Genomic DNA, 21,709 nt, shown 5'->3' on the forward strand with positions numbered 1-21,709 from the left:
GATCTCTCTGTCCAGGCTTCATCCTTTTCACTCTTTGTGCGATCACGCCTTTTCTCATCCATTTATTAGTGAGCTAAACAGGCTCATGAATCAATTGGCATAATGGTTTTAGAAATTTCTGTTAGGATTTTTATAACACACCGTAAATAGTGTGGTTTTTATTCTGCCCGCAAAAGGCTGGAATCGCATCCTTCGCTGACGGCGTTTAAGGCGCAAGCCTGGATGTTTCTGAGTTTTGCTTGCTGGTGTCGTCGTTTTACATTGCGGCAATGATAAAGACATCAACTGGCTTGATCTTTCCCTTCACTGGAACAGGTAAAAGCAATGTCTGAGAAAATAACTATCCAACTGGTTATCAATGATGAAACGCAGCGCCTGACGATTGATCCAAGGGTCACGCTGCTGGATGCGCTTCGTGAGCATCTTCAGTTAACCGGCACCAAAAAAGGCTGCGATCAGGGCCAGTGTGGGGCCTGTACCGTGCACCTTAACGGCCAACGGGTACTGAGCTGCCTGATGCTGGCGGTACAGGCTCAGGGCGGCGAGGTGACCACAATCGAAGGATTAGCCGATAAGCAAGGCAATCTCCATCCGGTGCAGGCCTGTTTTATGGCTAACGATGCTTTTCAGTGTGGTTACTGCACACCGGGCCAGATTATGTCTGCTGTCTCCTGTATCAAGGAAGGGCACGCGGGCAGCGAGGCGGAGATCCGTGAATACATGAGCGGCAATATCTGCCGCTGCGGCGCTTATCCCCATATCGTCGAAGCCGTTAAACAGGCCGCCACAGAAATGTCAGGGGATGCGCATCATGAATGAATTTACCTTCAAAACGCCGGACTCTGCCAACGAAGCCGTCAGGCTGAACGTTGCTGGCCCCTCCCGATTTCTGGCGGGCGGCACAACGCTACTTGACCTGATGAAATGCAATGTCGAAACGCCACAGCAGCTAGTGGATATTTCGCGTTTAACCACACTGCGCGAAATTAACATTAACAGCGGAACCCTGCGCGTCGGCGCATTAGTGCGCATGAGTGAATTAGCGGCGCATCCTGATTGCCAGCGCCAGGCTCCGGCCATTTACGAAAGCCTCTGGCAGGCGGCTTCACCGCAGATTCGTAATATGGCGACCATTGGCGGTAATTTGCGCCAGCGCACGCGTTGCGCCTATTTTCGCGATCCTGAAACCTTTCCTGCCTGCAATAAGCGTCATCCGGGTTCAGGCTGTTCAGCCATTGACGGCATCAATAATGGCCATGCCATTTTAGGCGCCAGCGAAGCCTGTGTAGCGGTATACCCTGGCGACCTGGCTGTTGCGTTAACGGCTTTTCAGGCGCAGGTGATTTTACGCAATGCCCAACAGCAGGAACGCCGCGTACCGGTTGAAAAATTTTACCTGCTGCCGCGAGATACCCCCGATCAGGAACATGATATTGCGGATGATGAAATGATTGTGGCGGTGGAAGTGCCATTAACATCAGCCCTGGTTCAGTCTCATTATTTGAAGGTGCGCGATCGCGCCTCGTATGAATTTGCCGCGGCCAGCGCCGCTGTTGGGCTTGAGATGCAAGGGGAAACCATCAAAGACGTGCATATTGCTTTAGGTGGCGTCGCGACTATCCCCTGGCGCGCTTATGAAGTTGAAGAGGCGCTACGCGGTAAAACACTCAATGAAACCCTGATTCGGCAGGCTGCGGAACGGGCGGTAATCAATGCCCGTGCGTTGTCGCATAACCACGCCAAAATTATTCTTGTACCGCGCGTCATTAGTCGGGCCTTGTTAAGCGTGGGGAAACTGACATGAAAAACTTTACCGACAAAACGCGACGAAATCTGCTTAAAGCCACTGCTGCAGTTTCTGTTGCCGCCGCCGGAGGTCTACAAGTGAAAAACACACACGCTGCTCAGCAAAAACAAGCGCCTGACTGCGCTCAAAATCATTCTCAACACGGGCTGGGCGCTGTGCCGCAGCGGAAAGATGGCACGCTCAAAGTTAGCGGCCATGCGAAATACGCAGCAGAATATCAGGTTGATAATCTGCTGTATGGCGTGGTTGTACAATCGACAATCTCCAGCGGTCGCATGACTGGAATGGATACGCAAGCCGCTCGCAATGCCGAAGGCGTGGTCGCCGTCTATTCCCATCTCAATAGCCTGAAGATCAATAAGCCAAAGGCAATAGCCGAAGGCGGGGCGGCGCAGTCAACGTATACGCCGATCCAGAACGATCGCATCATCCACAACGGGCAAAATATTGCTTTGGTCGTGGCGCACACGTTTGAGCAGGCTACGTATGCGGCCTCTTTGATCAGGGTGGAATACGCTGAAACGCCTGCACTGATTTTTCCTGAAGACAACGGGGCAACGCCGCAGGATCAGTCGTCGCTGACTATCACGCTTGGCGACGCAAAACAGGCGATGGAAACCGCAGAAGTCAGGATCAGTCAGAAGTACGCTACGCCGCGTGAATATAATCAGCCGATGGAGCCGCACGCCTGCATTGCTCACTGGCAAGACGACAGGCTGACGGTATGGGAACCCAGTCAGTGGGTGTCTGGCGCACGTAAGGAAATTGCTGAATGGATGGGCATTGAAAGTCAAAACGTTGAAATCATCTCACCGTATGTCGGCGGAGGATTTGGCTCAAAAGCATCACCGGCCACCCATGTTGCCTTAGCCTGTGCCGCATCACGCGAGCTGAAACGTCCCGTGAAGGTTTGTTTAACGCGTCCGCAAACTTTTACGGGCTTTGGAGGCAGGGCATCCACGCATCAATCTCTGGAGATGGGCGCCACGCGTGAGGGCAAAATCCTTGCCATTATTCATGACGGATATAACGAGACTTCGCTTGATGATGTGTTTGCCGAGGGCACAAATCACGTCACTGCCCGGATGTACAGTATTGAAAACATTACGTCGCATCACCGCGTGGTGCCTATCAATACGGTAACCCCTGGCTGGATGCGTGCGCCGGGGGAAAATCCCAGCGCGTTCAGCCTCGAAGTCGCCATGGATGAAATGGCTTACGAGCTCAATATGGATCCACTGACGTTGCGCCTGAAAAACTGGGCAGATTATGATTATCAGATGAAAAAACCGTGGAGTTCTCGTCAACTGAAAGAGGCATATCAAAAGGGCGCTGAAGCTTTCGGCTGGAGCAAACGGAGCATGGCGCCACGTTCAATGCGCCAGGGCCGTGAACTGATCGGCTGGGGAATGGCATCAGGGACCTATCCGGTCAGCCGACAACCCGCTGAAGCGGAACTGGTTTTACAATCGAACGGACAATTGACTGTAAAAAGTGCTGGTGCGGATATTGGCACCGGCACTTACACCATTCTGGCGCAGACGGCTGCCGATGTACTGAAAATTCCGCAAGATCGCATTAGCGTAGCATTGGGCGACACCCGGCTTCCGCTGGCAGGGGTGGCAGGGGGGTCGCAGCTAGCGGGCAACCTGACGGCGGCGGTATTTAAGACCGCCGTGGCATTACGTGAGCGGCTGTTCACGCTGGCAACGGAGACGCAAGGTTCGCCGTTGCACGGCACACCACGCGACAAACTGGTGATAACGGATAACGCAGTCATTATGTCGATGCGTCCCAACCGTAAAGTCACGCTCGAACAGCTGTTGCAGCTGGTGGGTTTACCCGCGTTGAATATAACCGCCAACACCTTTGAAAAAGATGCTTCTGCCGAAGAGCGTAAGAAGTTAATCAGTACATTAAGTACCATCACTCAACCTGAAGACGTTTCAGCGCATAGCTGGAGCGCGCTGTTTGTCGAAGTTGCCGTGGATGAAGATTTCGGCACGGTTCGGGTTAAACGTCTGGTCGGCGCATTTGACAGCGGGCGACTTTACAACCCCACCCTGGCGCGCAGTCAGTGGATCGGCGGAATGGTCATGGGGATGAGTCAGGCGTTACTGGAGGAGGGGCAGATCGACCCGCGCAACGGTCGGGTGATTAATAACAACCTTGCCGATTACCGGATTGCCGTAAACGCGGATGTGCCAGAAATTACGACCATTGACGTCGGGCAACCCGATTACAAAGCCACCGTCATGGGCGGCAAAGCAGTTGGTGAACTGGGCATTGTCGGCATGGCAGCCGCTATCAGCAATGCTGTTTTTCATGCAACCGGTAAGCGGATACGCGATTTACCCATCACGATGGATAAACTGATTTAAACCCAGAATCGGCGTGCAGGGCTGTGTCGCCTGCGCGCTTTTCTTATGGCAAAGCCGGTGCGTAATTAATGAAATGTGCAATCTTGGTAATGGCAGCCGGTTTTGGTCGGCGTTTTCGCGAGCAGGGCGGCGGGCAAAAATTACTGGCGAAAATTCGGGGGTTACCGATATTGAGCCATAGCTTAAATCAGGCGCTGGCAACGGGCGCAGATGTTTTCGTGGTTACCCAACCCGAAGATCGGGCGATTCACTCCCTGCTAAGCGGCTGCCAGCCGGTTTATTGTCAAAGTCGCGGCTTAGGTGAATCGATTGCTGCGGGTGTACACGCAGCGGCGACTTATGACGGCTGGATCGTTGCGCTTGGTGATATGCCGTGGCTGAAAACGTCCAGTTACCTGGCGGTGATGGATGCATTACGGTCCGAACAGGTTGTTCGCCCCTGGGTGAATAACCAGCCGGGACATCCGGTAGGTTTCAGCAAATTTTTTTACTCACAGCTGGTGGCGTTGGAACACGATGAAGGCGCCCGCTCGCTGCTGACAACGCATCCCGCAACGTTACTTCCTTTAGACGATCCGGGTTGCCTGAGCGATGTCGATTACCCCGCCAGTTTAGCGTCAGGGAGAAATGCATGATTACGCTTGACCAACGCGTGATAGACAGCGCTATACGCTGGCTTCAGTCATCGCAACCTGTTTGGCTTTGCACGGTTTTGCATACTTATGGCTCATCGCCGCGGGCGCCCGGCACGATGATGGGCATCAACAATCAGGGAGACTCTTGCGGTTCGCTGTCTGGCGGCTGTATTGAAGAGGATTTCCTCCAGCAGCTGGCCAGCGGGGCTTATCAGAACAGCAGTCAAATCGTACGTTATGGCGAAGGCGGATTGCGTCCCAACGTCGAACTACCGTGCGGCGGCAGCGTGGATGTACTCATCGAATATCTGCCTGTTGATACTGCCAGTGCAGAACTCCTGAGCGCTATGCACGCCGCGTTATTCGGTAAACACTATCTGGTAAAAAAATTGCAACCCGGCCAGCGCGCGCAGTGGGAATGCTTTCCTGCGGATACGGTATTACCTGTGCTTTCCCATTCCCAGGAAGAAGTGGTGATCCCGGTTGGCGCGATCCCACAATTACTGATTGCGGGTTATTCAGTGGTGGCTTTTGAATGCATTCGTTTAGCGCTAATTCTCGGTTTTAAGGTGACGGTATGTGAACATCGAGCCAGTCAGCTTGCAGAAATTGAACAGCAATTTGGTACGGATCTTAACGTCTGTATCGTGCCGCAACATCCGGCGAAATGGCTGGAACAGCATAAAATTAGCAGCAAAATGGCCATTCTTTCACTGACTCACGATCCGCGTATTGATGAGCTAACTATGATGGAGGCCGTAAACACGCCCGCTTTTTATCTTGGCGTGATGGGTTCGGCCCGCAACAGCGCCAAACGACGCCAGCGATTAGGTGATATTGGCGGCCTGAGTGACGCAGAACTGAGGCGAATACAGGCCCCGGTCGGTATGAAGATTGGCAGCAAAACCCCTGCTGAAATTGCTTTATCGGTGATGGCAGATGTGGTGAGGGCGAAAAACCTTTAAGGCCTGCGGTGTGGCTGAATTTGATTGATAGCAAGCCCGCGTTAAGAGGCGGGCTGAACATTAAGCCGGATCCTTTCGATTAATGAATTTCCGTTGCGTAATTTTTTACGGGCGTTATTTTTCTGATGAGTTTGTTATCAAATAAAAACTGCTCATACGCCTGATAACGCGCTGTATCCAGTTTTGCCGGATGAGTGGCAAATAAGGGCAGCGATTTTATCCATGCCTGATGATTTAATTCAGTGTTTAATTCAGGATGCCGGCTGGCAAAAACTTTCCAGCTCTCTTCAGGATGCGCCTGGAGATACTCGGCTCCTTTTTCCAGTGCGATAAGGAATTTTTTAATCTTTGGCTCGGCGACCGCATCACGATTAGCCACAATGATTAATTCATCATAAGCGGGCACGCCGTAATCTTCGACATTCAGCACCATCGGATCTTTGCCCTGCAGCTTTATTTCCAGCGCTTCAATATTTCGATAACCGCCGATGACCGCATCCACTTTACCGGTCAATAACGCGCTGGTGAGCTGAAAATTAACGTTAATCAGCTTTACCGCATCAGCATTAAGATTGTCATGCTTCAGCATAGTTGCCAGCGTGGCCTGCTCAATACCGCTAACGGAATAACCTACCGTTTTACCTTTGAGGTCGGCTGGCGATTTTACATTTTTATCCAGCGTGATAACTGTATTAAGCGGCGTGTTGATCAACGTACCAACCCGAACCAGGGGTAAGCCTTGATCGGCGAAGAAGTGGATCTGTGGTTCGTAAGTAATGGCCAAATCGGCCTGTTTTGCCGCAACCAGGCGAGGCGGCAAAGCAGGATCGGATGGCGGGACGATTTTTACATCCAGCCCTTGTGCTTTAAACGCACCAATCTGTTCGGCCACCATAATCGGGGCGTGATCGGGATTAATGTACCAGTCGAGCATCAGCGTCAGTTTTTCATTGGCGCTGGCCTGAGTGACGAAGGCCGCGCTGAATAACACGCCCTTTACTAGCGGTCTGAACATGTTTTTACTCTTATTGTTGAGGTTATTAATCATTTTCCGGCATCCAGTTGATCAGCCGGCGCAGCAGGGCATCGATTACCGCCCAGATGAAAAGGGTCATCAGCACCAAAATAAATAACGCGGCAAAACAAATATCACTTTGCATGCGAGCATTCGCATTGAGCATGACGTAGCCCAGTCCTTCAGCCGAGCCGACCCATTCGCCAATAATCGCGCCGATTGGCGCGACGGCCGCCGCCATGCGTAAACCTGAGCCAAAGGCCGGTAAGGCGGCCATGATCCGCACGTGGCGTAACAGGGCAAGCGGAGAGGCGCGCATGGTGCGCGCTAAATCGAGGTAATCGTTGTTAACACGGCGCATACCGTCGAAAAAAGTGGACGTCACCGGGAAGAAAATGACCAGCACCGCCATCACGACTTTGGCGCTCATACCAAAACCAAACCACAATACCAGCAGCGGCGCTAGGGCAAAGACGGGAATGGCCTGGCTGGTCAGCACCAGCGGCATCAGCCAGCGTTGCAAGCGCGGCGAAAAAATCATGCCCAGCGCCAGGCCGCATCCCAGCAGTACACCAATCGCTAATCCGCTGGCAATTTCTGACAGCGTAATCAGGCTGTGATAAGCCAAAAACAGACGGTTGTTCCACATCGCCTGGATCACCGACGAAGGCGAGGGCAACAGGAAGGCGGGAATGCTGTCGCTAAGGGTTGCCAGCCACCATAATGCCGTCAAACCGATAAACACCGTTAATCCGCGGCCGAAACGCGTGCCGGTACTCTGCTTCATCCTGCCGCCTCGAGTAACTGTTGTAACAGCTCGCCCTGGCTTCGCATCAGTTCAGGATCGTCAGGGGCACGAGGTGGCAACCCTGCGATGTTATGTGAATCATCAATGCCTGCCGGATACGGTGAGAGCACCAGCAGCTGGTGACTCAGGCGGCAGGCTTCCGCCGGGTCGTGGGTGATCAGCAGAACCGTATGTTCTGCCAGAAGCTCCGCCGCTAACGTCTGAATTTGTGTTCGGGTAATGGCATCCAGCGCCGAGAAGGGTTCATCCATCAGCACAATCGGCTGGCGCTCGTACAGCGTGCGTGCCAGCGCCGCCCGTTACCGCATACCGCCGGACAGCGTCGCGGGCAGCGCATTTTCGTAACGATGCAACCCTACGCGTTCAAGTAAGTGCCTGGCCCAGTCCCGATCGGGCCTTTCACCACGCAGGCGAGCGCCGAGTGCGACATTCTCAATCACTGTCAGCCACGGATACAGCAGATCTTTTTGTCCCATCCAGGCGATGCGATCCGTTAAAGGCAGATCATCACTGCCAGTGACTGTGCCGGATGTGGGTTGTGACAGCCCCGCAATAATCCGCAACAGACTGGTTTTGCCTGCACCGCTGGCACCTAACAGCGCAACGAACTGACCGCCGCTGATAGTAAGATTCAGCCGGTTAAAAATGATGTGCTGGCCGAATGTCAGGCTGAGATCTCTCACCTTAATGCCAGGCGGTGTGCTGCGTAGGCTCATAAGGAACTCAACCCGTTTGTGGCATTTAATCCCATTTGCCAGAATGCGCTTTCTAACTGGGTCGCAGTGGTAAAGATGTTGGCTAATGCGTCAAAACGGCCTTCACCGCCGCGCTGGCGGGCAATGGATTCAAACAGCTCCAGCGAAGCCTGTACGCCCGCCAGATAGCTTTCATCACCGTAGTTTTGCATCCAGGCAGCATAAGGATTCCCGGCCATTACCGTAGCGGGATCGCTTAACAATCGCAGACCAATTTCGGCATAACCGGCCACGCAAGGCATCAATGCCGCCAGCAGATCCAGCGCATCGCCTGAATGCCCGGTGTCCAGTACATAACGGGTGTAATTCATGGTTTCAGCGGTTTCGGATTGATTAACGATGTCGCTTTCGCTCAATCCCCATTGTGTGCAGTAAGAAAGGTGTAAAGGCAGTTCGTTGACGATGGCATTCAGGGAAATCGTTGCAGCACGCATTTCTGGCAAGGTATGAAGCTTGCTAACTAACAGTGCATAAGCGCGGGCGAAGTGCAGCAGGAACAGATAATCTTGCGTGAGATAGTGGCGAAAAGCGGGCTGGGGAAGGGTGCCGCTCGCTAATTGTTGAACAAAATCATGAGAAACATAATCGTGTCAGTGATGACCAGCCTGCTGGCGAAGGCGTCCGTAAAGACCCCCGTTGAACATTGAAAGAGACACAGGACCTCCAGTGATAAGTGGAGATCCGGGCATACTGAGATAAGAACAGGCATTTGCTGAGTGCGATTGCCAACCCGTCCCTTCGCTGGCATGACCCAGATCAGGTTCAAAGGGTTCGGCTTTCGCCGTCTCAGCCCATTACAGGACGCCCCTCGGAGACACTTTTTATACGTCAAATAATTGTTAAATTCAACGTAAGGATAAATTCGCCAAGGCAGACGCTCCAGCGACGCAGACGTTTTTCGATTACACAGCCTGAATGACGGCGTAGCTTTTTTCGACATGGTTAACAGCATCAGCAGAGAGCAGCCAGATAAAGTGACAAACTCGCCGTATGTCCAAAAGTGGCATTATCAAATTGGACTCCCAACCAGAAGGCGCATAATGTATATTATGTTAAATTAACACTCCGCCGCTTATCCAACACTCATATCTCTGCCCCCGCCTGCCATATTTTTACCGTCAAGATGAAGCTGCCTGGCTCCATGCCTGGCCTGCGAGCGAAAACAAGCGCCCTGCGATATAAATGCAGGGCTTGAGGTTTAGCGCTCATAGCCGAAAAGGATATAACCGGGTTCTGGCAAGCAAGCGTTGACTTAAGTGGATGTCTGGACACAACGTGGAATAACCTCGCACTGCATAACAACAATACCAGTACGAAGCTGTTTGCTCCCCTGCTATGATTTATTCAATAAAACCAGCTTTAACGTCCTGTCAAAACCGGCACGTCTCAACGGAACAGGATTCGATGTCATATCAAATCGCGACTGATAAATTTTATGCAACAATGCGGCCCCTGTATTTTTACCTGTCTCCGTCCTCAGTATTGAAGCCTGAGCCTGACGGCAATCAGAAAGGATCCCTCTCAATGTCAATGACATTAACAAAGGAAAGAAAATGAAAAAACGACTGACCGCAGCCGCAATGGCGTCCATATTACTGCTTCCTGCCGCCACCATGGCTGAAGCACAGACCGGGCGTGCCGTTGCGCCTGAAAACCACAGCGCACCGGCGGTAACGCAGCACCATCAACAGGTAAACACCGGACAACTGTTCACCCTAACGCTGCCAGCAAACCCTTCCACCGGCTAAACGTGGATATTGCGCATCCTGCCTTCGCAGGTATCCTTTGTTTCATCTGATTACAGACAATCAGACGAATGTAAATCCGGCATGACCGGCTGCGATGGCGCGCAGGTTTTTACCTTCAGAGCAGAAAAGGCCGGTCATGGCGTGATTGAACTGATATACAGCCGCCCGTGGGAGCAGGTAAAAAATAAGATATGGATGGAACAGGTTAAAATCACTGATCCGACTAGTCACTAAGCGGGAGTAGTAGACATGCTGTGTCATTCCGGCAATATACGTCAGTAAAGGAATGACACCTATCCCAGCCCTTCGGTTTCGATAAGGTACTTAAGGTGCTTCAGTCCGGCCAGATTCTGACAGGTAACGTTTCTCTTAATTAGCCATCATGGCTTTGGCCGTCAGCATAAATTTCAAAAATTGTTCCGTCCCTGCACGGCTATGTTGAAATCCCTGCCATTAACGCTTCTTACCTGTCAATACCGATCGAATTCTGACCCACCCTGCCAAAGTAAAACTGACCCACCCCCTTTGAATCATTCGAGCGTTGTTGCTTTCGTTTTCTTCTGGAGTTGACCGCTTTTCAGCTTATCTTTCAGTCGATAGCTTTGGCCGCTGATTTGGGCGATATGCGCATGGTGAAGCAGCCGATCCAGCATCGCTGCCGTCAGTGTCTCGTCATCACCAAACGTTCCGGACCACTGCGTAAACGGCAGGTTGCTGGTCAGGATCACGCTGCCTGACTCATACCGTTTAGCGACTACCTGGAAGAACAGGTTCGCCTCCATTTTACCGAACGGCAGATATCCCACTTCGTCGATGATCAACAGCTTAGGTTTACCTACGACGCGGTTCAGGTAGCCCTTCAGGTCACCCTGACGATGTGACGCCATCAGTTGCAGCATCATGTCGGCGGCGGTAATGAACCGAATGCTTAAACCCGCCATCGCGGCCTTATAGCCAATGGCGGTCGCCAGGTGCGTTTTGCCGACGCCAGAAGGCCCGAGCAGGACAACGTTCTCCTGACGTTCGATAAATGTCAGACCCGCCAACTCCTGGATCTGACTTCGTGGAACGCCACTGGCATAGGCGTAATCGAACTGCTCCAGTGTTTTTATCACCGGCAGGCCTGATAACCGCAAAATGGTCTGGCGACGCCGTTCGTTCTGGCCATCATGCTGGAGCTGCAAAACGGCTTCCAGGAAGTCGGCATGCGTGCCGCTGTTGTCGATGGTCGCCTGTGCCACACCCGGCCACTCTGCCGGCAGGCGGTCGAGCTTGAGTTGCTCGCAGAGCGCGGCAATACGATCATGTTGAAGGTTCATGCTGGCACCTCGAGCAAGGCCTGGTACGTTGCCAGAGGATGTTGCAGGCTCTCGGTCGGCACCGGACGCTGGCTGAGCGCTGGGACAGGTGCAGGCAATGCCAACGTGACCTTCGGTAACGGCAATAGCGCAGCACGCTCGCGCGGCATGCGCTGCTCAGGCGGTACGCCTGTGGTGCCATGCACTCGTGTGTTCGCGACGGTGACCAGCCACTCGCCGATGCGTGTGTTGGCAGCAGGTACATCCAGTACCAGCCCGGCCTGCCGGAAGGTCGCGGTAAGAGGCACGATAAAGCTGTTCTTGAGGTAATGGTTAAACCGCTCAACCTTACCCTTGGTCTTGGCGCGATAGGGTCGGCAGACCTTGGGAGTAAAGGCATACTTCTCGGCGACGTGCATCAACTGCGGGTTCCAGCGATGCTTACCGGGGCCGTAGACATCGCGCTCAATGATGATGGCCTTGGCGTTGTCGAACAGCAGCTGATGCGGCGTCCCGCCGAAGAACCTGAGCGCAGACTCAATGCCGTCACACCAGGCAGCGGAGTCCTGGTTGCTGTAAAACTTGACGAAAGTCGCGCGGCTCCAGCCCAGCGTGGCGACAAAGGCCAGCAATGGGTTATGACCGAGTCTGATGATGGTGAAATCAACTTGCATCTGAAAGCCAGGCTCGGTCTCGAAGCGTGTTACCTCTTCAGTGACGGGCTGCTTAATGGGGTGCAGGAAAGCGGTCAGCATGCTGTAACCACCCTCGTAACCACGCTGACGGATCTCGCGCAGCAGCACACTGGCGGGTATCCAGAGGGGCCTGGCAGCGGCCACGCGCTCAAGGATATAGGTCTTGAACGGGTCAAGCTTGCAGGGTCTGGGTGCGCGAGGCTTGTAGCGCATATCCGCTACGGGCAGCGGGCTACGAATATATCTGCGAACGGTCTCACGAGAGCATGAAAGCTGGCGCGCGATGGCGCGTATCGACATGCCCTGACGGTGTAAAACACTAATCTCCACTCTGGTCTCCAATGTCATCATTGGCAGTGCCTTAAAACTGCCATTTTTACCCTAGGTGGGTCAGATTTACATCGGCAGGTGGGCCAGTTTTACATCGGTAGCGACACTATGCCAAAGCTGTTACTTGTTTTATTGTTAATTATCAGTCAGTTATGATGAATGGGAGTTATTGCTGATAACATTGAATATGTTAGTTCAACGCAAACGGTTGCTTACATTGGCAACCGTTTGCTCCGCGAAAAGCTTCCCTGAAAATATATTTTTCATTACGAAAGAGAAGTTCAGATCGAAAAATTTATGCACTATTACCGTGCGCGGTGCGCCAAAACAGCGCATTGCGGCTGGTTGAAAAATTCATTTACAGCGGGCTATGGAATTCGGCAGGCAGAAGGGAAATCTAAATGTTATGGTGAAACGGTCGAACCTGAAATTACATAAGGAACAGTGAGATGATTATTTTTGTTACCGGTGCGACAGCCGGTTTTGGTCAAAGTATCACCCGCCGATTCATTGAGACAGGTCACAAGGTTATTGCCAGCGGACGCCGCGCCGAACGTTTACAGGCGCTGAAAGAGGAGCTGGGAGATAACGTCTATACGGTGCAACTGGACGTGCGTAATCGCGCTGCTATTGAAGAAGCCGTCGCCGCATTACCGTCTGAATGGCGCGACATTGATGTTCTGGTGAATAACGCCGGGCTGGCGCTGGGGATTGAACCGGCGCATAAAGCAAATGTTGAAGACTGGGAAAACATGATCGACACCAATACGAAAGGACTGGTGTATATGACTCGCGCCCTGCTGCCACAGATGGTTGAGCGCAATATCGGCCACATCATCAATATTGGTTCGATTGCCGGAAGCTGGCCGTATGCGGGCGGTAACGTCTATGGCGCGACCAAAGCTTTTGTGCGTCAGTTCAGCCTTAACCTGCGCACGGATTTACACGGCACCGCGCTACGTGTGACAGATATTGAGCCAGGGCTGGTTGGCGGCACTGAATTTTCTAGTGTGCGCTTTAAGGGTGACGACGATAAAGCGGGACAGGTTTACGAAGGGGCGACAGCATTAACGCCGCAGGATGTGACTGAAGCGGTCTATTGGGTAGCGACATTGCCGAAACATGTCAATATAAACAGCCTGGAGATGATGCCAGTCAGCCAGACGCTGGCAGGGCTGAAAGTGCATAAGCCATGATATAAACAGCCAGCCCACCGCGGCTGGCTGTTTTCAGGCTCGTCCCCAACCCATCACCATGATCAACATGCCTGATGAAGGCGATGGAAGCCCCGCTCCAGTCCCAGACGCTTAACTTTACCCCTTCCACCAGACGCAACCATAGCAACGCGGTTAAAACATACACGCCGCCATACGCTGCATACACGCGTCCACTGGCAACGGGATGTAATGTCAACAACCACACAAACAGAGCCAGACTTGCTGCTGCGGGAATCAGCCACCAAACCGAAGCGCCCTTCTTTAGCCACAGCCACGGTAAAAAACAGCCAATAATTTCTGCCAGCGCAGTAAGGAAAAACAGTAAAACGGTTTTAACCAGCATCTCTCTCTCACAAACTTAAACGAAAGGCTCATCGCTGGTGAGCACAGAAACGGCAATGATATACTAAGCCTATCCGTGGTAACAGCCGTTCCCGTTGGCGATGTCTACGTTAACCGAAGGAAATTACGATGAAAAAAATGATTCCGGCCCTGATTGTGGCCCTGCTTTCTGCATCAGCATTTACTGCCAGCGCCACCACTAATCGGGTGATTATTGAAGATGGCAGCAGCGCCGCCAGCAATGAAGCGGCACGTCAGAGCAAAGAACAATGGAACGACACGCGTATGTTGCGTAATAAGGTCAATACACGCGTGGAGAAAGAGTTCGACAAAACCGACCGGGCGTTTGATACCCGCGATAAGTGCGAGCAAAGTATGAACATCAACGCCTACTGGGAACCCAATACCTTACGCTGCCTTGATCGTCGCTCTGGTCGCCCGGTTACCCCCTGATGTTAACCGGCTGCTATAGTAATGACGGACCTGTTACATAAGGAGAAGGTAATGAAGAAACAGACTGGATGGTTAGTTGCAACGTTATTCGCTATGCCGATACTGGCGCAGGCTTCTTGCGAATCGGTTAAAGCCGATATTAGCCAGAAGATCATACAAAATGGTGTTCCTGAATCTGGCTTCACGCTGGATATTGTTGCTAATGATCAGGTTGATCAAGCGGGTGGTCAGGTCGTGGGTCACTGCGAAAATGACTCACAGAAAATTGTTTATAAGAAAATTAGCCGGGACGATGAATCCAGCGTCCCGGCCAGTGCTGGCAGTTCTCAGGACGCGCCAGCTCAGTAACGTTCAGGGCGACCTTGTCGCCCTTTTCTTTACCCCTCATGTTCCAGCCGTTGACGCGGCATCAGCCACGCTACCCATAGCGCTAAAACAGCAATCAGCAGCGCGACGATAAATACCCAATGCAACGATGCCGCTATTCCTGCCACCAGATGCTGTAGCGTGTCGTGATTCAATGCGTTGCGCGTCTCTTCCGACATAATTTGCTGTACCGGGTCCTGTGCATGTGGCAGTCGCCATACCAGGTTCATATTGAGGATCGCGCCCATTAATGCCGTGCCAATGGCTGAGCCAATCATACGGCTGAACATGATCGATGCGGTGCAAATGCCGCGTATATCGTAATCTGCATGATTCTGCACCGAGACTAAAAATGTGGTGCTGGTCATCCCCATGCCGGTGCCAATGACAAAAGCGGTAAGCCCGGCCTGATAAATCGTGCTTTCAGGGTGCAACAACAGCAACAAGGCGCTGCCGGCGATCAATAACAAAGCTCCAAGCTGAGCGGTGAAGCGATAGGAGGTAGCCAGCATCAGGCGCCCGCTAAACGTGCTGGCGAGCGGCCAGCCAATCGACATCATTGCCAGCGCGCTTCCCGCCTGTAACGGCGAACCGCCCGTGATGCCCTGAATCCAGGTAGGCAGAAAAGCGCTTATCCCCATCATCGCGGCGCCAATAATAAGATTACCGGCATTGCCCGCAATGATTACCCGGCTACGCCAGATGATCGCAGGAAACAGCGGCGCGTCCGCCCGCTGTTCGTGGCGTTTGAGCTGCCAGCCAGCAAAAAGTGACACTGCAACAACCAAAAGCAGCCAGTAACCTAAGCGCTCAGCCTGTAGTAAAGCGGTTAACAACGCGCTAATGCACAGCATTAACCATGCGCTGCCTGCCAGGTTAAGCGGCTGAGGTTTTTCGGCCAGTTGATGCGCGGGCAACCAGCGCGCCAGCATAAGCATGCTCACAATACCTATCGGTAAGTTCACCCAGAAAATTACCGACCAGGTAAAGTGCTGCACCAACCACGCGCCGCTAAGCGGGCCCACTATCGCTGCTACGCCCCAGACGCTGGACAACCACCCTTGAACGCTGGCGCGCTCACGGGGTGAATAGATGTCAGCAACGATGGTTGAACTCAGCGGCATAATCGCCCCCGCCCCCAGCCCCTGAAAGGCGCGGAATACAATCAGCCACGTCATACTGTGAGCGAAACCGCACAATATCGAGCCAGCCAGAAAAATAGAGGTGCCAAGGAACAGCATGCGTTTACGTCCCCATATGTCGGCAAGCCGTCCATATAAAGGCACGCTAACGGCCTGTGTAAGCAGGTAGACAGAAAAAACCCAGCCAAACTGCGAAAAACCGCCAAGTTCAGCAATAATGGTTGGCATGGCCGTAGCGACAATCGTTACCTCAATTGCCGCCATGAACATCGCCAGCATGCAGGCGATTAATACCCAATGCCGCTGGCCAGTTTGAAGTTGCGCGCTCTCAGTCATAACACTCCCTTTTGAAGCTGCAAGGCTAGCCTAAAAATCACCACCGCAATTTCCTCGTTGTGCGCTGTTGTTGTGACGGCGTCACTTAAAGTCGATGAAATTTTTTTATTGTCAACTCGCGCCAATAACCACGCGGGTTTACCACGCTTTTGGCCGTATTCTATCTGCCTGATTTTGCGCATAAAAACTAGCGTGCTTCGCTTTGCACTGCTATAGGTTTGAGACAACTTTCTCAGTATTCGCTGAAAAAGCGCAGATAAACGGCCCTTTTATCTGCAATTTACGACAGACACAGTATTGGAAGTGACCACCTGTTTTGTTGCTTCTGTTGTGCCGTCACTGTTCGTCATAACAAATGAGACCGACTGATTAAACAGGGAGACTCACATTATGCAAAATGCTTCGCTGGCTAAACGCGCCGGCCTTGCTCTGCTTGCCATCATTGTCGTGCTGGCAGTACTCATCGGGGGGATTGGCTGGGATACGCTGGTTGCGCGTAAAGTCGATTTACTCTATCTCGGGCAACAACATCTTTTCTTAGTATTCTGGTCAATGCTGTTTGCGTTGTTAGTCGGCGTGCCTGGCGGGATCATCCTTAGCCGCCCTTTTGCCCGCCGATGGGCAGAATATGCGATGCAAATCTTCAACGTCGGTAATACCTTGCCTCCTCTTGCCGTATTAGCCTTAGCGATGGTGCTCCTTGGTATTGGCGATCGTCCGGCGTTAATTGCGCTATTCCTCGCTTCACTGCTGCCGATTGTGCGTAACACCTATGCCGGCTTGAATGCAGTGCCTCCCTCGCTTATTGAAGCCGCAGACGGTATTGGTATGACTAAGCTTCAGCGTCTGCGACAGGTGGAGTTGCCCAATGCGCTACCGGTGATATTAGCAGGTGTGCGTATTGCCACGGCGATTAATGTCGGTACCGCGCCGCTGGCATTTTTGATTGGTGCCAGCAGTTTTGGCGAACTGATCTTTCCTGGCATCTACCTGAATGACTTCCCAACTCTCATCCTCGGTGCTGTGGCAACAGCTTTAGTCGCACTGATACTGGATATGTTGCTGGCCGCATTAGGCCGTTTCCTCAGCCCGCATGCGGCGGCATAACATAAGGAGTTTTGCGATGCTAAAGCGTTGGATAAAAAACACAGCCCTGGCCTTAACCGCCACGCTGGCGATGAGCCAGGCGGCACAGGCTGCGGCTCCGATCGTCATGGCGACCAAAAGTTTCACCGAACAGCACATTCTTTCGGCAATGACGGTGATGTGGCTGCAAAAGAAAGGTTTTCAGATCATCCCGAAACGCAATATCGCCACCACTATTGGCCGTAATGCGATGCTGAATAAGCAGATCGATATGACATGGGAATATACCGGCACCTCGCTGATTATCTTTAACCACATCAACAAAACGATGTCGTCAAAAGAAGCCTATGAAACGGTAAAGAAACTGGACGCCAGACTGGGTTTAGTCTGGCTGGACCCGGCTCCGATGAATAACACTTACGCCTTTGCCATGCAGCGCTCACGTGCCGAGAAAGAGGGAATTTCCACCATGTCGCAGTTAGTGGCTAAGCTGGAGCAGGTACGCAAAACCGATCCTGATCACAACTGGCGTCTGGGACTGGATTTGGAATTTGCCGGACGCTCAGATGGCCTGAAACCGTTACAAAAAACCTACGACATGCCGCTGGACCGCCCGCAGATTCGGCAGATGGATCCCGGTCTGGTCTATAACGCCGTGCGTGATGGTTTTGTTGATGCGGGTCTGATTTATACCACCGATGGCCGCGTTAAGGGCTTTGACCTCAAAGTGCTTGAAGATGATAAGCACTTCTTTCCAAGTTACAACGTCACGCCAGTGGTCCGTAAAGATGTGCTGGATAGCCATCCGGGACTGGCAGAGGCGTTAAATCAGCTAACGCCACTGATTACCGATGACGCGATCACTGAAATGAATAAACGCGTGGACATTGATCATCAGTCTCCTCAACAGGTGGCTCGCGACTTCCTTAACTCAAAACACATGCTGTAAGGAGGCATTATGGATACCCTTCACTACATCATGAATAACTGGCACAACCTGTTAAACCTGACCTGGCAGCATACCTGGCTGGTGCTGGTGGCAGTAGGATGTGCCATCGTCATCGGCGTTCCGCTTGGGGTTTTAATTGTGCGGTTTAAGTGGCTGGCGACGCCTGTGCTGGGCATTGCAACGGTGGTGCTGACCATTCCGACAATTGCCCTGTTTGGCCTGATGATTCCGCTGTTTTCAATGATCGGTCAGGGCATTGGCGCCTTGCCCGCCATTACCGCCGTATTTCTTTATTCGCTGTTGCCAATTGTGCGTAACACCCATACCGCGCTGGAAAACTTACCGCCGGGCCTGCGTGAAGCGGGACGCGGCATCGGTATGACGTTCTGGCAGCGTCTGCGTTGGGTGGAAATTCCAATGGCATTACCGGTCATCTTCGGTGGAATTCGTACCGCTGTGGTAATGAATGTGGGCGTAATGGCGATTGCTGCTGTCATCGGTGCTGGCGGGCTTGGCCTGTTACTGCTGGATGGCATCAGCGGCAGTGATATTCGTATGTTAATTGCCGGGGCGCTGATAATTTGCCTGCTGGCCCTTATTTTTTACTGGCTGCTGCACCGTTTGCAGCTGGCGCTGACTCCTAAGGGGATTCGATAATGATAAAGCTGGAAAACCTGACGAAAACCTTTACGCAAAAGCACGGCTCCGTGGTGAAAGCCGTGGACAATGTCAGCCTGGAAGTACCGGCCGGGGAAATGTGCGTGCTGCTCGGTCCGTCAGGCTGCGGCAAAACCACCACATTAAAAATGATCAACCGACTGATCCCGTCGACCAGCGGTAAGATCCTGATTAATGGTGAAGATACCAGTACTCAGGACACGACTACGCTGCGTCGCAACATTGGATATGTTATTCAGCAAATTGGCCTGTTCCCGAATATGACAATTGAAGAGAACATTACCGCTGTGCCTCGTATGCTGGGCTGGGACAAGAAACGCTGCCACGAGCGGGCAACAGAACTGATGAGCATGGTAGCGCTCGATCCCACTAAGTTTTTGCATCGTTATCCGCGAGAGATGTCGGGTGGTCAACAGCAGCGTATCGGCGTTATTCGTGCACTGGCTGCGGATCCGCCGGTATTGCTGATGGATGAACCTTTTGGTGCCGTCGATCCGATCAACCGTGAAGTGATCCAGAACGAATTTCTCGATATGCAGCGCCAGCTAAAGAAAACTGTCATGCTGGTGAGCCATGATATTGATGAAGCCCTGAAACTTGGCGATCGCATTGCCGTATTTGGTCAGGGTAAAATCGTGCAGTGCGCCAGCCCGGATGAGCTTTTGGCAACCCCGGCAAATGAGTTTGTTGGTTCGTTTGTCGGACAGGACCGAACGCTGAAACGTCTGCTGCTGGTACAGGCGGGAGATGTCACCGATCAACAACCCACCATTACGGTTAAGCGTTCGACGCCGCTGGCTGAAGCATTTGGCACGATGGATGATAATGACATGCGTTCCATTACCGTGGTAGATAATGACGGTAAACCGCTGGGCTTTGTAAAACGTCGCGAGGCGCGTAACGCCAGCGGCAACTGCGAAGAGAAGCTACATACCTTTAAAGTGACCGGTAAAGCAGAGGAAAACCTGCGGGTGGTGTTATCGAAACTGTACGAGCACAACACGGTATGGATGCCCATTGTTGATGAAGAGGGACGCTATAGCGGGGAGATTTCGCAGGATTATATTGCGGATTATCTGAGTTCAGGCCGAACACGCCGTCGCCTGAATCCATAGTAAAAAGGGCCTTAAATGGCCCTTTTTTCCTTTATTACTCGTTTACCGTGATTACTCATTTACCGTTTTGCTTTGTGGCACTGTCTGCGTGCCCTGCTCGTTTGGCAATATTATATTCAGGATAATCGCCAGCATGCCGCCTGTGGTTACCGCATGACCAAACAGATTGTTAATCAATAATGGAAACTGTTTAAGCACATCGGGGACCGCCTCTACGCCTAAACCAATTCCAAAAGAGATCGCAACAATCAGCATTTCTCGACGCCCCAGCGGCGATTGCGTCATCACCCGAATGCCTGCCGCGACCACACTACCAAACATCACCACTGTTGCCCCACCTAAAACCGGCGATGGAATCTGCTGCAACAGCAAACCGATAGCCGGAAAAATGCCTAACAGCGCCAGCATTAGGCCCAGCACCATACCCACATAACGACTGGCGACCCCGGTCATCTGGATTACACCGTTATTCTGCGCAAAAGTAGTATTTGGAAACGCAGAAAACGTGGCCGCTAACAGGCAGCTGATGCCATCCGCCATAATTCCACCTTGTAAACGCTGCTGAAATTGCGGCCCGACGATAGGCTGTTGCGACAACATACAGTTAGCGGTGAGATCCCCTACGGCTTCAATTACAGCGATCACCGAAACCAGCGCTATCGGGACAAAGATGGATCAGTTAAAATCAAAGCCGAACCTGAAGAAAGAAGGCATCACCAGCCAGGCGGTTCCGGCGGTAGGTTTGAGCTGCAAATGTCCAGTCAATGCTGCGGCCAGACAACCCACCCCAATACCGGCCACAACAGCAACCAGGCGCGCCCAGCGGTTACGCGCACGGTTTAAGGCAATAATCACCAGCAGCGTTAATGCTCCTAATGCCAGATTACCCGGCGCGCCAAAATCCTGAGCATTATGTCCTCCAGCCCAGTCGGTGATGCTGACTTTTATCAGGCTGATGCCAATCAGGGTAATCACTGTGCCGGTCACCACAGGCGTTAATACTTTACGCAACTGACCCACACAGCGACTTAACAGCATGGGGATCAGGGCCGCGACCAGGTTGCAGCCGAACAACATCGCCATAATCTCTTCCGGCGAGCCACCTCGCGCCTTAACCATCAGACCGCCAGACAACATTACGCCAAGAAAAGCAAAGCTGGTGTCTTGCAGGCAAATCATGCCAGCACCCACTCCGGCAAAACGACGCGCCTGGAGAAAAGTGCCCAGACCGGAAACCAGTAAGGACATGCTAATCAGATAAGACGTGTAAGCCTGCAGCCCCAGAACAGATCCAATGATCAACGGCGGCGTGATGATCCCTACCACGCTGGCAAGAGCATGCTGTAGCGCAGCAAAAAATGCAGCGACTGGACCGATACGGGCATCAAGCCCGTACAACAAACCTTTCTCATGGGATTGCGACATGATGGTGCTCCGGCAAAATATTTATTAAGCCGATGCATTTTCTGCGCCACCCATCGGATGAAGCTGTCGAATCCCTTCCACACAATTGTTATTTAACAGGATTTAATTTCACGGAAGCGATGGTGATCATGAAACTTTAGGTTCACCATTTAGCGCAATGGTC

General features: G+C 52.5%; 19 protein-coding genes, 4 pseudogenes and 1 riboswitch. Of the genes and pseudogenes, 14 read left to right on the top strand and 9 right to left on the bottom strand.

Going from position 1 to position 21,709, the window contains the following annotated elements; genetic code table 11:
- Positions 1 to 324 precede the first annotated feature (324 nt).
- The 5 genes from H2P46_RS05335 to H2P46_RS05355 all read left to right on the top strand — a co-directional run bounded on the left by H2P46_RS05335 (position 325) and on the right by H2P46_RS05355 (position 5,788).
- Complete coding sequence (locus tag H2P46_RS05335) at positions 325 to 819, top strand: (2Fe-2S)-binding protein (protein WP_193404156.1); 495 nt, start codon at positions 325 to 327, stop codon at positions 817 to 819.
- Complete coding sequence (locus H2P46_RS05340; RefSeq protein ID WP_193404157.1) at positions 812 to 1,804, top strand: FAD binding domain-containing protein; 993 nt, start codon at positions 812 to 814, stop codon at positions 1,802 to 1,804. Before H2P46_RS05335 ends, H2P46_RS05340 begins: the two co-directional genes overlap by 8 nt.
- Complete coding sequence (locus H2P46_RS05345; RefSeq protein WP_193404158.1) at positions 1,801 to 4,188, top strand: xanthine dehydrogenase family protein molybdopterin-binding subunit; 2,388 nt, start codon at positions 1,801 to 1,803, stop codon at positions 4,186 to 4,188. The genes H2P46_RS05340 and H2P46_RS05345 overlap by 4 nt, the downstream gene beginning before the upstream one ends.
- A 68-nt stretch (positions 4,189 to 4,256) precedes the next feature.
- Positions 4,257 to 4,823, top strand: coding sequence for a nucleotidyltransferase family protein (locus tag H2P46_RS05350; RefSeq protein ID WP_193404159.1), 567 nt, complete (start codon positions 4,257 to 4,259; stop codon positions 4,821 to 4,823).
- Positions 4,820 to 5,788 carry an XdhC family protein gene (locus H2P46_RS05355; protein WP_193404160.1) on the top strand — a complete coding sequence of 323 codons (969 nt, stop codon included), beginning with the start codon at positions 4,820 to 4,822 and terminating at the stop codon, positions 5,786 to 5,788. Before H2P46_RS05350 ends, H2P46_RS05355 begins: the two co-directional genes overlap by 4 nt.
- 79 nt (positions 5,789 to 5,867) lie before the next feature.
- On the opposite strand, the gene H2P46_RS05360 is transcribed toward H2P46_RS05355, so the two are convergent.
- The 4 genes and pseudogenes from H2P46_RS05360 to tenA form a co-directional block, all read right to left on the bottom strand.
- Complete coding sequence (locus tag H2P46_RS05360; protein ID WP_193404161.1) at positions 5,868 to 6,803, bottom strand: ABC transporter substrate-binding protein; 936 nt, start codon at positions 6,801 to 6,803, stop codon at positions 5,868 to 5,870.
- Positions 6,804 to 6,828: 25 nt separating this feature from the next.
- A complete protein-coding gene (locus H2P46_RS05365) occupies positions 6,829 to 7,590 on the bottom strand; it encodes an ABC transporter permease (RefSeq protein WP_193404162.1) in 762 nt (253 codons plus the stop codon).
- A pseudogene (locus H2P46_RS05370) lies at positions 7,587 to 8,327 on the bottom strand (ABC transporter ATP-binding protein). Before H2P46_RS05370 ends, H2P46_RS05365 begins: the two are co-directional and overlap by 4 nt.
- Positions 8,324 to 9,010: pseudogene (gene tenA / locus H2P46_RS05375) on the bottom strand (thiaminase II). The pseudogenes H2P46_RS05370 and tenA overlap by 4 nt, the downstream one beginning before the upstream one ends.
- A gap of 72 nt (positions 9,011 to 9,082) precedes the next feature.
- Positions 9,083 to 9,185: riboswitch (TPP riboswitch) on the bottom strand.
- A 734-nt stretch (positions 9,186 to 9,919) separates the two neighbouring features.
- Between tenA and H2P46_RS05380 the strand changes: the two are divergent.
- Both H2P46_RS05380 and H2P46_RS23385 read left to right on the top strand, forming a co-directional pair.
- Positions 9,920 to 10,114: a hypothetical protein gene (locus H2P46_RS05380; protein ID WP_193404163.1), complete on the top strand. Its 195-nt coding sequence runs from the start codon at positions 9,920 to 9,922 to the stop codon at positions 10,112 to 10,114.
- A 9-nt stretch (positions 10,115 to 10,123) separates the two neighbouring features.
- A complete protein-coding gene (locus H2P46_RS23385; RefSeq protein ID WP_193404164.1) occupies positions 10,124 to 10,348 on the top strand; it encodes a protease inhibitor I42 family protein in 225 nt (74 codons plus the stop codon).
- A 296-nt stretch (positions 10,349 to 10,644) separates the two neighbouring features.
- Here H2P46_RS23385 and istB read toward each other — a convergent pair whose 3' ends face one another.
- Both istB and istA read right to left on the bottom strand, forming a co-directional pair.
- Entirely contained in the window at positions 10,645 to 11,433 is a 789-nt protein-coding gene (istB, locus tag H2P46_RS05390) for an IS21-like element helper ATPase IstB (protein ID WP_193403211.1), read from the bottom strand.
- The gene (gene istA / locus H2P46_RS05395) at positions 11,430 to 12,458 is read right to left on the bottom strand and encodes an IS21 family transposase (RefSeq protein WP_193403243.1); all 1,029 of its coding nucleotides are present in this window, start codon (positions 12,456 to 12,458) and stop codon (positions 11,430 to 11,432) included. Before istA ends, istB begins: the two co-directional genes overlap by 4 nt.
- Positions 12,459 to 12,886: 428 nt before the next feature.
- Between istA and ydfG the strand changes: the two genes are divergently transcribed.
- Positions 12,887 to 13,633, top strand: coding sequence for a bifunctional NADP-dependent 3-hydroxy acid dehydrogenase/3-hydroxypropionate dehydrogenase YdfG (ydfG, locus tag H2P46_RS05400; protein WP_193404165.1), 747 nt, complete (start codon positions 12,887 to 12,889; stop codon positions 13,631 to 13,633).
- Positions 13,634 to 13,666: 33 nt separating this feature from the next.
- Here the strand turns inward: ydfG and H2P46_RS05405 are convergent.
- Positions 13,667 to 13,994 (bottom strand): annotated as a pseudogene (locus H2P46_RS05405) (YnfA family protein).
- Positions 13,995 to 14,125: 131 nt separating this feature from the next.
- On the opposite strand from H2P46_RS05405, the gene H2P46_RS05410 reads away from it, so the two are divergent.
- Both H2P46_RS05410 and H2P46_RS05415 read left to right on the top strand, forming a co-directional pair.
- Positions 14,126 to 14,449, top strand: a complete 324-nt coding sequence (locus H2P46_RS05410; protein ID WP_193404166.1) for a DUF1283 family protein — start codon at positions 14,126 to 14,128, stop codon at positions 14,447 to 14,449.
- Positions 14,450 to 14,500: 51 nt separating this feature from the next.
- Complete coding sequence (locus H2P46_RS05415; RefSeq protein WP_193404167.1) at positions 14,501 to 14,797, top strand: DUF1161 domain-containing protein; 297 nt, start codon at positions 14,501 to 14,503, stop codon at positions 14,795 to 14,797.
- 29 nt (positions 14,798 to 14,826) lie between these two features.
- Here H2P46_RS05415 and H2P46_RS05420 read toward each other — a convergent pair whose 3' ends face one another.
- On the bottom strand, positions 14,827 to 16,293 hold the full coding sequence (locus H2P46_RS05420) for an MDR family MFS transporter (protein ID WP_193404168.1): 1,467 nt from the start codon (positions 16,291 to 16,293) through the stop codon (positions 14,827 to 14,829).
- Positions 16,294 to 16,683: 390 nt separating this feature from the next.
- On the opposite strand from H2P46_RS05420, the gene H2P46_RS05425 reads away from it, so the two are divergent.
- The 4 genes from H2P46_RS05425 to osmV are packed head-to-tail and all read left to right on the top strand — an operon-like array spanning position 16,684 to position 20,121.
- Positions 16,684 to 17,400 carry an ABC transporter permease gene (locus H2P46_RS05425; protein ID WP_193404169.1) on the top strand — a complete coding sequence of 239 codons (717 nt, stop codon included), beginning with the start codon at positions 16,684 to 16,686 and terminating at the stop codon, positions 17,398 to 17,400.
- A 16-nt stretch (positions 17,401 to 17,416) separates the two neighbouring features.
- A complete protein-coding gene (locus H2P46_RS05430; protein WP_193404170.1) occupies positions 17,417 to 18,328 on the top strand; it encodes a glycine betaine ABC transporter substrate-binding protein in 912 nt (303 codons plus the stop codon).
- Positions 18,329 to 18,337: 9 nt separating this feature from the next.
- Positions 18,338 to 18,985, top strand: coding sequence for an osmoprotectant ABC transporter permease OsmW (osmW, locus tag H2P46_RS05435; protein ID WP_193404171.1), 648 nt, complete (start codon positions 18,338 to 18,340; stop codon positions 18,983 to 18,985).
- A complete protein-coding gene (gene osmV / locus H2P46_RS05440) occupies positions 18,985 to 20,121 on the top strand; it encodes an osmoprotectant ABC transporter ATP-binding protein OsmV (protein ID WP_193404172.1) in 1,137 nt (378 codons plus the stop codon). The genes osmW and osmV overlap by 1 nt, the downstream gene beginning before the upstream one ends.
- A gap of 51 nt (positions 20,122 to 20,172) precedes the next feature.
- Here the strand turns inward: osmV and H2P46_RS05445 are convergent.
- Positions 20,173 to 21,546: pseudogene (locus H2P46_RS05445) on the bottom strand (nucleobase:cation symporter-2 family protein).
- Between the last annotated feature and the right edge of the window lie 163 nt (positions 21,547 to 21,709).

The sequence above is a fragment of the Mixta mediterraneensis genome (assembly GCF_014946725.1).
In the GTDB taxonomy this organism is placed as follows: domain Bacteria; phylum Pseudomonadota; class Gammaproteobacteria; order Enterobacterales; family Enterobacteriaceae; genus Pantoea; species Pantoea mediterraneensis.